Annotated in this window: 13 protein-coding genes; 3 read left to right on the top strand and 10 right to left on the bottom strand. The window is 65.1% G+C overall.

The annotated features are described in order from the left end of the window. Positions 1–62: 62 nt before the first annotated feature. Positions 63–1,979: a molecular chaperone HtpG gene (gene htpG / locus EV191_RS18195; RefSeq protein ID WP_132878299.1), complete on the bottom strand. Its 1,917-nt coding sequence runs from the start codon at positions 1,977–1,979 to the stop codon at positions 63–65. Between the two features lie 195 nt (positions 1,980–2,174). On the opposite strand from htpG, the gene EV191_RS18190 reads away from it, so the two are divergent. Together EV191_RS18190 and EV191_RS18185 are read left to right on the top strand one after the other, a co-directional pair. Continuing rightward, complete coding sequence (locus EV191_RS18190; protein ID WP_132878298.1) at positions 2,175–2,732, top strand: winged helix-turn-helix domain-containing protein; 558 nt, start codon at positions 2,175–2,177, stop codon at positions 2,730–2,732. Then, entirely contained in the window at positions 2,725–3,621 is an 897-nt protein-coding gene (locus tag EV191_RS18185) for an SRPBCC family protein (RefSeq protein WP_132878297.1), read from the top strand. The genes EV191_RS18190 and EV191_RS18185 overlap by 8 nt, the downstream gene beginning before the upstream one ends. A gap of 11 nt (positions 3,622–3,632) precedes the next feature. Here the strand turns inward: EV191_RS18185 and EV191_RS18180 are convergent, their stop codons facing one another. From EV191_RS18180 to EV191_RS18170, 3 genes are read right to left on the bottom strand one after another with little or no spacing between them, the layout of a single operon-like run. Next, positions 3,633–4,367 (bottom strand): phytanoyl-CoA dioxygenase family protein, encoded by a 735-nt coding sequence (locus tag EV191_RS18180; RefSeq protein WP_132878296.1) that lies wholly within the window; start codon positions 4,365–4,367, stop codon positions 3,633–3,635. Positions 4,368–4,413: 46 nt separating this feature from the next. Beyond that, entirely contained in the window at positions 4,414–6,324 is a 1,911-nt protein-coding gene (locus tag EV191_RS18175) for a heavy metal translocating P-type ATPase (protein ID WP_132878295.1), read from the bottom strand. Positions 6,325–6,348: 24 nt separating this feature from the next. Further along, on the bottom strand, positions 6,349–6,711 hold the full coding sequence (locus tag EV191_RS18170; protein ID WP_132878294.1) for an ArsR/SmtB family transcription factor: 363 nt from the start codon (positions 6,709–6,711) through the stop codon (positions 6,349–6,351). A gap of 226 nt (positions 6,712–6,937) precedes the next feature. Here EV191_RS18170 and EV191_RS18165 point away from each other — a divergent pair, with 226 nt between their 5' ends. After that, entirely contained in the window at positions 6,938–8,395 is a 1,458-nt protein-coding gene (locus tag EV191_RS18165) for a DHA2 family efflux MFS transporter permease subunit (protein WP_132878293.1), read from the top strand. A gap of 18 nt (positions 8,396–8,413) precedes the next feature. Here the strand turns inward: EV191_RS18165 and EV191_RS18160 are convergent, their stop codons facing one another. The 6 genes from EV191_RS18160 to EV191_RS18135 form a co-directional block, all read right to left on the bottom strand. Further along, positions 8,414–9,151 (bottom strand): ABC transporter ATP-binding protein, encoded by a 738-nt coding sequence (locus EV191_RS18160; RefSeq protein ID WP_132878292.1) that lies wholly within the window; start codon positions 9,149–9,151, stop codon positions 8,414–8,416. Further along, the gene (locus tag EV191_RS18155; protein WP_132878291.1) at positions 9,144–9,914 is read right to left on the bottom strand and encodes an ABC transporter ATP-binding protein; all 771 of its coding nucleotides are present in this window, start codon (positions 9,912–9,914) and stop codon (positions 9,144–9,146) included. The genes EV191_RS18160 and EV191_RS18155 overlap by 8 nt, the downstream gene beginning before the upstream one ends. Continuing rightward, positions 9,904–11,919, bottom strand: a complete 2,016-nt coding sequence (locus tag EV191_RS18150) for an ABC transporter permease (protein WP_132878290.1) — start codon at positions 11,917–11,919, stop codon at positions 9,904–9,906. The genes EV191_RS18155 and EV191_RS18150 overlap by 11 nt, the downstream gene beginning before the upstream one ends. Before the next feature lie 28 nt (positions 11,920–11,947). Beyond that, positions 11,948–13,201, bottom strand: coding sequence for an ABC transporter substrate-binding protein (locus EV191_RS18145; RefSeq protein WP_132878289.1), 1,254 nt, complete (start codon positions 13,199–13,201; stop codon positions 11,948–11,950). A gap of 172 nt (positions 13,202–13,373) precedes the next feature. Continuing rightward, on the bottom strand, positions 13,374–14,174 hold the full coding sequence (locus EV191_RS18140; protein WP_132878288.1) for an enoyl-CoA hydratase: 801 nt from the start codon (positions 14,172–14,174) through the stop codon (positions 13,374–13,376). 21 nt (positions 14,175–14,195) lie between these two features. Continuing rightward, positions 14,196–15,038, bottom strand: a complete 843-nt coding sequence (locus EV191_RS18135; RefSeq protein ID WP_207894574.1) for an enoyl-CoA hydratase/isomerase family protein — start codon at positions 15,036–15,038, stop codon at positions 14,196–14,198. Positions 15,039–15,049: the final 11 nt, after the last annotated feature.

The following is a 15,049-nucleotide window of genomic DNA, read 5'->3' as shown; positions in this document are numbered from 1 at the left end:
AGTGTGCCGGATGGCAGCGGGACGCGGCGGACCGGCACGAAGACCAGTCCGCCGCTGGCTCGTCAGAGCCCGCTGGCCAGCCGGTCGGCGAGCAGCCGGGCGAATCGAGGCGGGTCGGCCAGTTCCCCACCCTCGGCGAGCACCGTGGTGCCGTAAAGCAGCTCCGCGGCCTCGGCAAGCTTCGGGTCGTCCGGCCGCTCGCTGTGCGCTTCCCGCAGTGCCTTGACCAGAGCGTGGTCCGGATTGACCTCAAGAATGCGCTTGATGTCCGGCAACGGCTGGCCCATCGCTTGGTACATCCGGATCAGTTGTGGCGTCAGATCATGCTCGTCGCCGACGATGCAGGCCGGCGAGGTGGTCAGCCGCGCGGACAACCGAACCTGCTTCACCTGCTCGGCGAGCTGTTCGCCGAGCCAACCGAGCAGACCGCTGAATTCCTCCTCGCGCTGCTGCTCGAGGTCCTTGTCCGCGTCCTTGTCGACGTTGACCTCGCCCTTGGCGATGGACTGGAACTTCTTGCCGTCGAACTCGCCTGCCGCATCGACCCACATCTCGTCGACCGGATCGGTCAGGATCAGTACCTCCCAGCCCTTGTCCCGGAACGCCTCCATATGCGGAGAGTTCTCCGCAACGGCGCGGGAACGGCCGGTGAGGTAGTAGATGTGCTCCTGGTCATCGGGCATCCGCTCGAGGTAGTCGCGCAGCGTGGTCTGGCCCTCGGCCTTCGTGGACTCAAAGGAAGCGATGCCGAGAATCGCGTCCCGGTTGTCCGCGTCGGTGACCAGCCCTTCCTTGACAGCCGTGCCGAACTCGCTCCAGAACGATCGGTATTTCTCCGCGTCGGCCTCGGCATCACTGTCCAACCAGGACTTCACGGTGGCGAGCACCTTCTTTGCCAGCCGGCGCTGCATCAGCTGGATCTGCCTGTCCTGCTGCAGGATCTCCCGCGACACGTTCAGCGAGAGGTCCTGCGCGTCCACCACACCCTTGACGAACCGCAGGTACTCCGGCATCAGCGAAGCGCAGTCCTCCATGATGAACACGCGCTTGACGTAGAGCTGCACACCGTGCTTCGCGTCCCTGGTGAACAGGTCGAACGGCGCGCGGGACGGGATGAACAACAACGCCTGGTACTCGAAGGTGCCCTCGGCACTGAGCCGGATCGTCTCGAGCGGATCGGCCCAGTCATGGCTGATGTGCTTGTAGAACTCGTGGTACTCGGCGTCGCTGACCTCGCCACGCGGGCGGGCCCAGAGCGCCTTCATCGAGTTCAGTGTCTCCACCTCGCGGACGGTTTCCTCATCCTTCGTCCGCTCCACCTCCATCCGGATCGGGTGGCTGATGAAGTCGGAGTAGCGCTGCACGATGCCGCGGATCGTGGACACCTGGGTGTAGTCGAACAGCCGGTCCTCGGCGTCAGCGGGCTTGAGGTGCAGCGTTACCGCCGTGCCCTGCGGCGCGGTGTCCTCGGTGGCGATCGTGTAGCTGCCCTCACCGGAGGACTCCCAGCGGGTGGCCGTGGTCTCGCCAGCCTTGCGGGTCAACACCGTCACCGTGTCAGCAACCATGAACGCCGAGTAGAAGCCGATGCCGAACTGACCGATCAGTTCCTGAACGCCTGCCGCGTCGGTCGACTCCTTGGCCTCGCGCAGTTTGCCGAGCAGCTCGGCGGTGCCCGACTTGGCGATCGTGCCGATGAGGTTGACCACCTCATCCCTGGACATGCCGATGCCGTTGTCCCGGATCGTCAGCGTGCGCTCTTGCGGGTCGGCGACCAGCTCGATGTGCAGGTCGCTCAGGTCGACGTCGAGATCCTTGTCCGCGAACGACTCCAACCGCAGCTTGTCCAGCGCGTCCGAGGCGTTCGAGATCAACTCACGAAGGAACACGTCCTTGTCGGAGTAGATCGAGTGCACCATCAGCTGCAGCAACTGACGAGCCTCGGCCTGAAACTCCCGTGTCTCGACTTGCGTACTCAACGGATCTCCTTCGGTGTCACCTGATCACTGCCGCGCCCCGGGCGGCACGACGTTCTCCCATAGCTCGATGGTCGTGGAACCGATTATCCCCGGTGGCAACTGTCATTGTCCCCAGTTTCGTCGACACCACCCGCGCCGGGTATCCGCGCTGGACTTATTGACAAAGAGGTGTTTTACATAAAAACTTGATTCGCCATGAAAGAACTCTTGTACATTGACCGCTTCGAGCAGGCCGAGGCCCTGTTCAAGCCGCAACGGGTCGAGGTATTGCGCCAGCTGGCCCAGCCCCGCTCCTGCACGGAGATCGGCGCGGCACTGGACCAAACTCCCCAGCGGGTGTACTACCACGTCAAGAAGCTGCTGGCGGCCGAGCTGGTCACGCAGGTATCCGAACGCAAAGTGCGCGGTATCCACGAGGGCATCTACCAGGCGAGCGCTCAGTCCTACTGGTTGTCGCCGCGGCTGGTCGGCACCATCGGAGTCCGCAAGGCGCGGGACGAGCTGAGCCTCGGTTACCTACTCAACCTGCTCGAGGACGTGCAGAGCGACCTGGTCGAGCTGGACCAGCGAGCGGACGAGCTCCCGACCCTGGGGATATCCGGGGAGATCCACTTACCCGCCGGCAATCGCCAGGAGTTCCTGGACGACCTGCGCGGCACGCTGCAGGACCTGTTCCGCAGGCACGGTGGCGCCACTGGCGACCGCTTCCGGCTGGCCGTGGCCTGCTATCCGAAGGAGCATGATCATGAGTGACGTACTGGCGATTCAGGCACGGCTGGCCGCGCCGCCCAGTGCGGTGTATCGCGCGCTGACCACAGCCGACGAATTGCGCGCCTGGTTCGCCGCCGACGTGGACGTGGCGGTCGAACACGACAGGTTCGGCTTCTGGGGGCGATACACCCCACAGGGAGATCAGCCACGACAGTGGCTCCGGGCAGTCGAACGGGACAGCCGGCTGAGCTTCAGCTGGGAGCTGGACGGCCAGTCAACGAACGTCGACCTCCGGCTCCGCGCTGCCGACGACGGCCACACCATCCTCACCCTGCGCCAGGACAACCTGCCAACCCTGGCCGAGCTGATGGCACCACGCGGGCGGCGGGACGGGCGGCACGCCATGCACACGTTCTGGGGGCTGGCGCTGGCGAACCTGGCCGAATACGCCGAAGGTCGGGAACTCACCCCGCGGGCGGATTTCGGTCCACGACGCTCTCCAGAGATCCGTGCCCAGTTCGCTGTCAATGCCACCCCGGCGGAGGTGTTCGCCTCGCTGATCGACCCCGCGCGGATCGCCCGCTGGTTCGGTTGGGAAGCCGAGGTCGAGCCGCGTATCGGCGGCCGAATGACGGTAGGCGTCGACGGGAAGATCTTCGCGTTCGAACCGGGCTCCCGACTGTCCTATCGGGACGACGAGGGCGCGGTGGTGCACTGGGAGTTGGCCGGCGCCGAAGGCAAGACGTACCTGACGTTCGTGCAGAGCGGCTACACCGATGAAGAGCGCGACAGCGCCGCCCAGCACGAAGCCGGCTGGTTCGCCGGTTTCGCTGAACTGAAACGGATGCATGAGCTCGGCGATGCGTGGACCCCACTGACTACGGAGTTATCTGGCACCGAGCCGACCGAGTCAGCCGACGATCCTCGCTAGCTGACGCGCCGTCATGTGGACAGCAGCGTCCTGACGGGCGGGTAGTCGAACCAGAGGTCCTGCAAAAACTCACGCCAGTGTGCGTCGTGGCCTGAGCACTTCATTCTGAAGTACGCGGCGCGGCGCGTACCCGCGGCGGTGTTGCCACCAATGTTGTGTCCCAGCAAGTAGTGCGCGAGCACGAGGTCTCCGGCCTTGCCACGGATCTGTTCTGCCTCAGGAAGTTGGATTGGCGGATAGCCTCCCGCTCGGAAGAAGGCGTCGGGTCCATGTTCGCGGAAATACTCGGCGTGGGTGGTATGGGTGCCCGGCCATACCCACAAGTTGCCAGCGTCGTCAGCGAGCTGGTCAGACATCAAGACACCGGCCAGCATCGTGAACGTTCCTGGCCGACCGTCGGGCTCGGGCGGGAAGCCATCGATGTGGTGTCCACCCGGCCGGTGCGAAAATGGTGGAATGTTCAGCGCCACCTGGACTTGCGCCGGTATTTCCAAGCTACCTTCGCCGGTCAACGACTCCATCAACGACCATGCCCCGGTCTGTGTCATCAATGCGAGCAACTCGGGGACCGCGGTCGAGTCGGGAAAGTAGAAATGTGGGCCACACACGGCTTCGCCGGGTGGGTGCTCTGCGATCAGATCGTCGATCTGGACCGAAGCCCTGCTCACCAGATCCGCCGATACTGCTTGAGGAATCACGACGAAGCCGCGTTCGACGAACTCCTGTATCTGTCCGTGGTCAAGCATGGGCGCACGCTAGATGGACAGGAGTGGGTAGTGCGACTCAATTTTGTCACCGCGGCACCGCACCATTGGCGATTCGCGCACGACGAACCAGCGGGCGCAGCCGGCCTGCGCGCAGGCCATTGGCGATCACCAGGACCTCCGCGAGTTCGTGGATGAGCACCACGGTGGCCAGCCCGAGTATGCCCACGGCGGCGAGCGGTACCAGGGTCAGCACAATGGCCGCGGACAGGGCGATGTTCTGCAGCATGATCGCGCGTGCGCGGCGCGCGTGCCACAGCGCTTGCGGCAGGTGCCGTAGATCGGTACCCAACAGCGCGACATCCGCCGTTTCGATCGCCACATCGGTCCCCATCGCGCCAACGGCGATCCCGACATCGGCGGTGGCCAGTGCCGGCGCGTCGTTGACGCCGTCACCCACCATCGCGGTTGGCCCGGCAAGGCGCTCCACGATCGCCGCCTTGTCCGCGGGCAAGAGTCCGGCGTGGACGTCGTCGATACCAGTTTGCCTGGCCAGCGCCTTGGCGGTGCGCTGGTTGTCCCCGGTTAGCATCGCGAGTCGCAGCCCCGCGCCGTGCAGCGCCCGCACCGTTTCGGCTGCCTCTGGACGAAGATTGTCCCGAATACCAAGCACACCGAGTACGACGCCGTCGTGTTCCACGCCGGCAACCGTGGCACCCGCGTCCTGCAGGCGGGACACCTCCGCCGCGAAGAGATCGGTGTCGATCCAGCCCGGTTTCCCGAGCCGCGCGGGTGTGCCCGCTACCGTGCCGCACAGCCCGGCCCCCGGCACGCTGGTCACCTCGTCCGCGGCGACTGGCTCGGTGGTCGACGCGAGTATCGCGCTGGCCAACGGATGTTCGCTACGCGCCTCGAGCGCGGCCGCCACCGCGAGCACCCGCTCGGCGCAGACACCTTCCGCCGGCACGACCTCGGTGACCGTCGGGTTGTTGCTGGTCAGCGTGCCGGTCTTGTCCAGCGCTACGGTTCGCACCGCGCCCAGGGTTTCCAACGCCGCTCCGCCCTTGACCAGCAAGCCGATCCGGGAGGCCGCGCCGACCGCCGCGATGACCGTGACCGGCACCGAGATCGCCAGTGCGCAGGGCGCCGCGGCGACCAGGACGACCAGTGCGCGTTCGGCCCAGGTAGCTGGATCGCCCAACGCGGCACCAAGCCCGGCAACCAGCGCGGCGAGCACCATGATCGCGGGCACGAGCGGACGAGCGAGCCGATCGGCGAGCCGTTGCCGGTTCCCCTTGCGCCGCTGGGCGTCCCGCACGACGCGCACGATCTTCGCCAGCGAATTGTCCGCGACCGTCGTGGTCACCTCGATGGTCAGCACGCCGTGCGCGTTGATCGATCCGGCGAACACGTCATCGCCCTTGCCGACCTCGACCGGCATGGACTCGCCGGTGATCGCCGCGGTGTCCACGCTGGACCGACCGGCGCGCACCACGCCGTCGCTGGCAACTCGTTCGCCGGCGCGGACCAGCAGCTGGTCGCCGACCCGCAGCTCGCTCGGCGGGATCACGACATCTCGACCGTCCCGTACTACCCGCGCTCGTTCGGGCACCAGCGCCAGCAAGGAGCGCAGCCCACGCCTGGTCCGCGCGAGCGAGTACTTTTCCAGTGCTTCGCTGATGGAGAACAGGAAGGCCAGCATCGCCGCCTCGGTCAGCTGACCCAGCAGCAGTGCGCCAACCAGCGCTATGGTCATCAGCGTGCCGACACCAAGCTGGCGGTGCCACAGTGCCCGAAGGGCGCCGGGGACGAAGGCCAGACCGCCGGCGACCGTGGCCAGTCCCAGTAACGGCGACTCGGCGAGTACGGCACCGAACCAGCCGGCGAGCAATCCCGCACCGAGCAGTAACCCAGCAGCAACGGCCAGGATCAGACCCGGTGTCCGCCACAACCGGCGCGGCTCGTCGGCAGCCTCGTCAGCACAGCAGTCGGCGCTCATCTCGGGCTCATACTGGGTCGGTCCTCATACTGGGTCGGTCTCCGCCGCGCCCACTGACACGACGCGCAACAGGTGCCCGCCGGCGGCGCTGAGCCGGTACATGACGAGTTTGCCGTCTCGGCGTGATTCGACAAGGCCGGCCGAACGCAGCTGGCGCAGGTGATGCGAGACCAGCCCCTGGGAGGAACCCACGATCCACGCCAGGTCGCAGACACACAGTTCGCCGCCCGCACCAAGGGCGTAGCCGATGCGCAGTCGAGTCGTATCCGACAGTGCCCGCAACCTGGCCACCCGACCAGCAAGCACCTCGTCCGAGGGCAGCTCGGCACGCAGCCCTTCGGCATGGTCGAAGTCAATGCACAACAAGTCGCAGTGATCGTCCCGCATGCGAACAATCTAACATACGTCGATACGTTTGATTGTTATCCAGAACACATTGACTGTCTACAGTGGATCAACTGACGAGCTGGCTCGGTGTCACCCCGATCACCTCGGGAGTAATTCCGTCGCGAGAAACGTTCACTTTGTGTCAATCTGGATCGTGGGCTTCCCATGCCGCGCGGCCCAAGCAGATCGAAATCCGTAGCAGATCGAATTCCTCCGAAAGGTAACCATGGTCGACACGTCCCGCGTCCAGGAAGCGGGAACAGATCGGAGTACGGGCCACCCGAAAGCCGGACTACTTATTGGCGTACTGGTTGCTTCCGCCTTCGTCATGATCCTCAACGAGACGATCCTGAGCGTCGCGCTCCGCGACCTGACCGTCGACCTTCAGGTATCCGCCACCACGGCCCAATGGTTGACCAGTGGGTTCCTGCTCACCATGGCCGTGGTCATCCCGATTACCGGGTTCCTGCTCGAACGGTTCTCCCATCGGCAGATTTACCTGGCCTCGCTGGGCTTGTTCAGCGCGGGCACCCTGCTCTCCGCGCTCGCGCCCGGTTTTCCCGTGCTGCTCAGCGGTCGGATCGTGCAGGCCTGCGGTACCGCGGTGATGGTCCCGCTGCTGATGACCTCGATCATGCGTCTGGTGCCCGCGGAACGGCGTGGCGCCACCATGGGCACGATCTCGATTGTCATCGCGGTGGCACCCGCCCTTGGCCCGACCATCGGCGGCGCGGTGCTCTCCTCGCTCGGCTGGCGCTGGATGTTCTGGATCGTACTGCCGTTGGCGATCATCGCGTTCGTCATCGGCGCGCGCTGGTTGCGGCTGGACAGCGAAACCCGTTCGGTGCCACTGGATGTGCTCTCCGTGTTGCTCTCCGCTATCGGTTTCGGTGGGGTGCTCTATGGTTTGGCCTCGATCGGCGAATCCGGCGCGGGCGAACACCTCGTGCCACCGTGGCTACCGATCGTCGTCGGTCTCGCCGCGCTGGCGGTTTTCGCCTGGCGACAGATCCGGCTGGAGCGCGAGGATCGACCGCTGCTGAATCTGAAGGTGTTCACGAGCCACAACTTCACCGTGGCGCTGCTGCTGGTCAGCCTGCTGTTCATGTGCCTGCTCGGGGTCGCCTCGATCCTGCTGCCGCTGTACCTCCAGACGGTGTTGGACCGGAGCACCTTCGAAAGCGGGCTCGCCGTGTTGCCGGGCGGTCTCCTGCTCGGCTTACTCGGCCGGCCGGTCGGTGCACTGTTCGACCGGGTCGGACCGCGCCCGCTGGTGATACCCGGCGCGGCGGCGATGGCAGGCGGGCTGTGGCTGTTCACCACGCTGAGCCCGGATTCCTCGATGGGGACCGTTGTCGCCTACCACATGGTGCTGATGACCGGGCTCGCGTTGATGATGACGCCACTCATGACGCTGGCGCTTGGTTCACTGTCCGACCATCTCCATTCGCACGGCAGCGCGGTGCTGGCCACCCTGCAGCAGGTCGCCGGCGCGTTCGGAACCGCCGTGTTCGTCACCGTCGCGTCCCTCGGCAGTAGCACGACGGGTCCTGGTCCGGACGCGGATGGCCTGCACCTCGCGTTCATTGTCGCGGGATGCATCGGCCTACTAGCCGTACTCACCTCGCTGTTCGTCCGTCGATCCACCGGCACGGTCAGCGCGGCGAACGCGCCAGGACACTGAGCAGAGCGGGGTTGGCGGCTATCGACCGTGCGGCTCCACGGACTCAGCCGAGCTGAAATAGGCCGACTCCACCTCGGACCGGCGGTCAAGCAAAGTGGCTGCCGGTCCGGCGAGGACCGTTCGACCATGATTGAGGATGATTCCCCGATCAGCCACCGACAGCGCGAGTTCGACATGCTGTTCCACCAGTAGTACGCCGATCTGCTCATCCCTTGCCATGGCGCGAATCGCGGGCAACATCTCCTGCACCACCTTCGGCGCCAGCCCGAGACTCATCTCGTCGACCATGAGCACTTTCGGTTCGGCGAGCAGCGCTTTGGCGATCGCGAGCATCTGCTGCTCGCCGCCGGAAAGCAAACCAACCTGTCGGTTTCGCAGCGATCGCAGCGCCGCGAATCGCTCGAAAACCGCCTCTTCCCGCGCCTTGCTCGGCCGCCGGCGCGCCAGCCGCAGATGCTCCCGCACGGTCAGCCCGGGGAACAGTCCACGATCGTCGGGAACCAGCGACACCCCTGCCCTGGCAAGCGCGTATGGCGGGAACCGCTTGCCTACCGGCTTGCCGAGCGCGGTTACCTGGCCGTCCATCAGCGGCAGTAGTCCTACCAGGGACAGCAGCGCGCTGGTCTTGCCGGCGCCGTTCGGCCCGAGCAGGGTGAGCATCTCGCCAGCGGACAAGGACAACGAGAAGTCCCGCAACGCGGGCACACCGTGGTAACCCACCGTCGTCCGCTCGGCACGTAACAACTCCTCAGTCATGGCTGGCCTCCATCGGCACTCCCAGGTATGCCGCCACGACGGCCGGATCGCGTCGTGCCTGCGCGGGTGTCCCAGCGAAGATGACCTTTCCGAACTCCATCACGTACACCCGGTCGCATACGCCGAGCACCAGCGACATGTCATGGTCGATCAACAAGACACCGGGCCCGTCGGCGGCAATCGCACGTAACCGCTCGGCGAACGCCGCGCTTTCCGCGCTGTCCAATCCGGCAGCTGGTTCGTCCAATAACAGCAATCCACACCGGCCTGCCATCGCGCGCGCGACACCCACCAACTTCTGTTGGCCGAGCGTCAGATCGCGGGCGATCGTCTCCTCGGCATCCGCCAGTCCGACGGTCCGCAACACGTTGGCCACGAGATCCGAAGCGCGGTCCCGCCGACCGAAGATGTCGTGCCAGACCCGGCGCAGGCCGCCTGGCCGGGCGGCGACCATGATGTTCTCGGCGACCGTGAGGTTGCTGAAGAGCTCACCGGATTGCCAGGTCCGGGACAGCCCAGCCGCACGTCGGTGGTGAGGCGCCAACTCATCGAGACGCGTCCCAGCCAACCACACCTGCCCTTCGGCGGCGGTGAAGCCGGTGACCGCGTCCACGAACGTTGTCTTACCCGCGCCGTTTGGACCGATCAGCCCGACCACCTGACCGGGTGTCACGTCCAGCGTGACGCGGTCGTTTGCCAGGACGCCACCGTAGGACACGGTGATATCACTGGCGTGCAATCCCGCCTCGGCCTCAACTGGCATGACTCGGATCCTTCCGACTGGGGTCATCACCCGGTTCCGCCGCCGCGTCCGCCGTTCCCGCACCAGCCGGGCCACCCCGCTGCTTTCGGCGCAGCGCCGCGATAGCGCGGTGCACCTCCCCTGCGATCCCCGACGGATGCAGGATCGCGGTGATCATCAAGCCGATTCCGGTGATCAGGGCGTAGTAGTTGCCCATCTCGAAAAGCTGGTGCAGGACGACATAGAGGATGCCGAGCGGCGCGATCAGTCCGGCAACGAGCGCTCCGCCGAAGGAGGTAATACCGCCAACATAGGCAACCGCGAGGATCTGCAACCCGACGAACACCTCAAAGGACTCCGCGGACAGCTGCCCGTGGCTGTAACCGATCAGACAGCCGGCCAGTCCCGCGATGAACGCGGACAGCCCGAACCCGATGAGTTTCGTCATCCGCACGTTGATACCCGCGGACGCCGCGGCGCGCTCGTTCGAGCGGACCGCGAGGAAAGCTCGTCCGGTATCGCCGGAGGCAAGGCGGATGAACAACAGTACGGCCAGTGCCGCGACGACGAGCACCAGTACGGAGAATTCCAGCCTGGCGAGGTCCCTACCCTCGCGCACCGCGAAGTTCACACCGCCGATCATCGGCTCGGCGATCGGATTTCCCTCTGGTGGGGTGAGGCTGTAGTTTCCGAACACGAAGCGTTCTATGGCCAGCGCCGCCGCCATCGTCGTGATGGCGAGCTGGGCTCCACGAATACGAAAAGCCGGCAGCGCGACCAGCATGCCGAGCAGGATGGCCACTACCGACGACAGGAGAACGGCAAGTGGGAAGGGCAGCCCCCATGCCGTAGCGATCTTCGACAGCGTGAATCCGGCTGCGCCCGCGAAAGCCAACTGCGCCAGCGATATCTGACCGAGGTAGCCAGTAATGACCACATAGGACAGAGCAAGGAGCATCATGATCATCGAGCTGGTGATCCCAAACCGGATCTGGCCGCTAGTGAGGCTCACCGCCAGCGCCGCGCCGCCAATCAGAAGTACCGCCGGTAGCAGACGTATGCGAGGTAGCGTGACATCCGGCAACCGCACGGTTTGCAGGCTTCCTCTCGACGGCAACCGCTTACCGAACGCGAACAGGATGACCATCACGATCAGGAACGGCACGACCTGGTCAAGACCCGACTTTGCCCAGGTTGGCCACCACTCACTGGTAGAAACCAGATTCAGCTCGGACTGCAGCACACCGAGGGCGAGCCCACCAACGCACACCAGTGCGATTGATTCGAGCCTCGCCAGCAACAGCACCGCGAGCGCCGGTACCACGATCAGCGTGTAGTTCTCCGGATTCAGCCCCGTGATCGAGCTACCCAGAATGACCGCTGCCGTGCTTATGACAGTGGAAAGCATGATGGCGAAACCAGCCAGCCGGTCCGGCGAGAATCCCATCAGGGCGGCGCCGCGTTCGTTCTCCGCCGCCGCCCTAGTCGCCGACCCGGCCCTGGTGAACTGCAGGTATACCCACACGAGCGCGGCAAGTCCCACCATGAGCACGGCCATCACCAGCTCGCGACCGGATACCGCCACACCGACAAGTGCGATGTCCACCCTTGGCACCACCTCGTCCACGGCGATGTTGTTCGGGCCGAACCGGATCACTACCAGCGCCTGGATGGCGACCATCAGGCCGATGGACACGACGACCTGCGCCAGCACCGGCGCATGTCGCACCGGCCGGAAGACCAGATAGTGCGCCAGGATGCCGAGCAGTAGCCCCATCAGCAGCGCGATGAATAGCGACAGCACCACTCCCGGCGGTTCTGGCAGATACAGCTGCCCTACGGGGAACACCAGTGTCCCGTCGACCTGTAGTTGGGCGAACACATAGGCACCCCACATGCCCATCGCGCCCTGCGCGAAATTGATGATGCCGGTAGCCCTGTGCACAAGTAGCAGACCGGTAGCCAGACCAACGTAGACAGCGCCAAGGCCGAGCCCCAGCACGGCAAACTGGATGAATGTTGTCACGCGCCACATCCCACCTCAGCGGATCGCATCAGCGACTCGCCGTGACATTCGGGTCAAGCTCGATGAAACCGGCATCGTCGATCGGCTTGACGCTGCCGTCCTCCTGCACCTCGAAAAAGATCGCCTGATGGCTGCACGCGCCTGGCCGACCCGGCCACTGTCTGCCGTCGCAGGTCACCTCGGGTCCGGCGAACGTGTCGAAATCTCGTAGCCCACGCATCGCGGTTGCGACGGTCGTGCCGCTGATGTCCTGCTCGACCGAACCGAGAATCCTCGCCAGGTTCACCAGGCCGGCGAACGAGTACAATGACCGCGCGGACAGCTCATCCCCATAGCCGACGGTGCTCATCGCCTTCTCGAAGTCCTCGAGTTCCTGCCGTACCTCCGGCGGAGCGTGCTTCTTGGATTCCGGAATCCACAAGCGCGGCTGGATAATCGCACCCTGTGCGTCTTCGGCATCCAGCTCGTCGATGAACTGCGAGCAGGATCCGGCGAAGATCGCGTTGTCGTAACCCTGTTGCCGGATCGCCTGCACCAGCCCAGTACAGCCGTCTTCCGGCAGCGAGATGATCCCCGCGACATCAGGGTCGTTGACCAACTCGAGCGCGGCCATTTCGGTGAAGTTCATATCCGTGACGTCGGTGTACACCGGATTCACACGGACATTGAGTTCCTGCCCCATCGGACGTACCAGATCATCCACATAAGAATGTGAGGCCGGCTTGTCGTCTACGGCCAACGCCGAATCCCGCAGGTTCAACCTGTCCAGCACGGTAACCATGCCCAGCGCGCTTGTCTCAAGTGGACCGGAGAAATAGAAGGAGGTGGGCAGCGGATTGGCCTCTGCTACCCCCTGACCCGCAAGCAACCCGACGATCGGGATGCCAGCCGACCGCATCACCGGTACCATCGGCCCGACACTTTCCCCGTCGTAGGCGTCGAACACCACGGGAACGTCGGCTCGGACAAACTCGTTTGCGCAGTTGATCGCGGTCTCTGGGCTGCCATCGCCACGACAGATATCCATCTCGACCGGCCTACCGTCGATTCCGCCTAGTTCGTGGTTGATGTACCACGCGGCGGCTTCGGCTCCATAGGTCGATTGTGGATAGGCGGCGGGGCCGTCGTGCGGGCTCTGCACCCCGACAACCACCGGATCGCCACGCAACTCGGGATTGCGAGCCAGTTCGGCGGGTGGCTCACTCGGCGACTCCGGTGGCGTGCAGGCGGTACCAGCGAACACGATCACCCCAAGAAGCGATGTAGCTACCCACCTCTTCATGCTGCGACCCTTTCTACGGAAAGCGACAACAGGACGCGACTAGCTATCTGGCGCTCACCCTGAGCTGCGCGGAACGATCGAATGAATCCGGCACCAGGAAGGCGCTTCCGGATCGACGAGCTCAGCCTGCCATATATGACGTAGATGTCAAGTCCTTTTTGGAATACCAGAGCTACTTTTCCGGCAAGGACTGCCCTTCGTACTGCGCGCGACCACGAGCGACCACCGCATCCCTACGTGCCGCGACACGTGCGCTGGGATCGCCTCTGGCCAGCCACTCCCGCGCGGTCCTCGCCTCGATCTCCGTACCGCCGCTGGACAACGCGAGCTCGATTTCCCGGTATGAAGCCAGTAACGCCCGCACCGCATCCTGGTCGTTGCTCACGACGGACTCGGCGACCCGTCGGGCGGCGGGCAGCAACTCTTGATGTGCCACGACCTCGGTGACCAGCCCCGCGCGCAGTGCGACGTCTGCCGGCACATAATCACCGGTAAGGCTCATCCTTCTGGCCATCCCCCTGCCGACGGCAAGCGGCAGCAGCACGGAAAGCCCCCAACCCGGGAGCACTCCGATCCGCGCATGTGTATCGGCGAACCGTGCCCGTTCCGAGGCTACGAGAATGTCGCAGTGCAGCGCGAACTCCAGCCCGCCAGTAACGGCGGCGCCATTGATCGCACCAATGATCGGAGTGGACAGCGTGCGCCACGGCTGCCCGACCGGAACATCCCGATCAGCCACCCGCAGATTCGTGCCGGAATTCCCCAGCTCGTTCAGATCCAGCCCGGCACAGAAGGCCGGGTCGGCACCGGTAAGCACGATCGCGCCGACCTCGGGGTTCGCGTCGGCATCCGCGAACGCTGCGCGTAGCTCGCGCAGCAGGGCGGAGCTGATCGCGTTTCGCGCGCCTGGCCGGTTCAGTGTCACGGTACTGATCCGGCCGACCGTGCTGACGACTACGGTGGCGTCTTCCATACATCCTCCTTGATGTACGGGTCAGTGATCGTAGAACCGTGGCTGGCGGCGTTCCCGAAAGGCACTCGCCGCCTCATCGTGATCACGCGTATGCGTGGTGACGATCTGGGTGCGGTTCTCCAGGTCAATCCCCGCCTGCAGACTGCCGATCTCCAGCTGGCTCCACATGACCTCTTTTGTCATACGCACCCCCATCGGGCTGTTGGCCAGGATCTCCCTGGCCACGTGAAGGGCGGTCGACACGACTGAGTCGTCTGGCACAACCCGGCTCACCAGACCGAGGCGGTCGGCTTCCGCGGAGTCGATGATCCGCCCGGTAAGTAACAGCTCGAACGCGCGGGAAGAACCAATCAGCCGCGGCAGTAGCCAGCTCGTGCCAATATCGCAACCGGACAGGCCGAGTCGAACATAGGCCACGTTGAAGCTGGCTGACTCGGCCGCGATCCGAATATCCGAGGCGAGCGCGAGTGAAAGCCCGCCGCCCGCGGCGGGTCCGTTCACGGCGGAGATCACCGGTTGCGGCAGTCCGCGCAGTTTCGGCACCAGGCTGGCGATGTACTGCTGCCGGCGGAACCGCCACTGCGGCGATTCCTTCCGCTCCGCGCCATTGCGGCTACCGAGATCGAACGCGGTGAGGTCGAGCCCCGCGCAGAAGCCGCGCCCGCTCCCGGTCAGCACGACTACCCGGCAGGAGGTGTCCTCGGCAAGGTGATCGAGCGCGGCGTGTAACTCGCGAAGCAATCCGGCCGACATCGCGTTCAGCCGCTCCGGGCGATCCAACTGCACAAGTGCGATCCCCTCTTCCGGCGTGCTCACCCGCACGGCCGGCTGATCGCTGACCGGTGGGTTGTCGGGAGTAGTCACGGGCCCTCCTG

The organism is Tamaricihabitans halophyticus (assembly GCF_004340875.1).
GTDB classification, from domain to species: Bacteria; Actinomycetota; Actinomycetes; order Mycobacteriales; family Pseudonocardiaceae; genus Tamaricihabitans; species Tamaricihabitans halophyticus.
This window is presented reverse-complemented; position numbering and strand designations above follow the sequence as displayed.

What these genes read in the sequence shown, in the direction of transcription:
- EV191_RS18190 (WP_132878298.1), top strand. Translation starts at nt 2,175, where the DNA reads ATGAAAGAACTCTTGTACATTGACCGCTTCGAGCAGGCCGAGGCCCTG.
- EV191_RS18185 (WP_132878297.1), top strand. Translation starts at nt 2,725, where the DNA reads ATGAGTGACGTACTGGCGATTCAGGCACGGCTGGCCGCGCCGCCCAGT.
- EV191_RS18180 (WP_132878296.1), bottom strand. Translation starts at nt 4,367, where the DNA reads ATGCTTGACCACGGACAGATACAGGAGTTCGTCGAACGCGGCTTCGTC.
- EV191_RS18175 (WP_132878295.1), bottom strand. Translation starts at nt 6,324, where the DNA reads ATGAGCGCCGACTGCTGTGCTGACGAGGCTGCCGACGAGCCGCGCCGG.
- EV191_RS18170 (WP_132878294.1), bottom strand. Translation starts at nt 6,711, where the DNA reads ATGCGGGACGATCACTGCGACTTGTTGTGCATTGACTTCGACCATGCC.
- EV191_RS18165 (WP_132878293.1), top strand. Translation starts at nt 6,938, where the DNA reads ATGGTCGACACGTCCCGCGTCCAGGAAGCGGGAACAGATCGGAGTACG.
- EV191_RS18160 (WP_132878292.1), bottom strand. Translation starts at nt 9,151, where the DNA reads ATGACTGAGGAGTTGTTACGTGCCGAGCGGACGACGGTGGGTTACCAC.
- EV191_RS18155 (WP_132878291.1), bottom strand. Translation starts at nt 9,914, where the DNA reads ATGCCAGTTGAGGCCGAGGCGGGATTGCACGCCAGTGATATCACCGTG.
- EV191_RS18145 (WP_132878289.1), bottom strand. Translation starts at nt 13,201, where the DNA reads ATGAAGAGGTGGGTAGCTACATCGCTTCTTGGGGTGATCGTGTTCGCT.
- EV191_RS18140 (WP_132878288.1), bottom strand. Translation starts at nt 14,174, where the DNA reads ATGGAAGACGCCACCGTAGTCGTCAGCACGGTCGGCCGGATCAGTACC.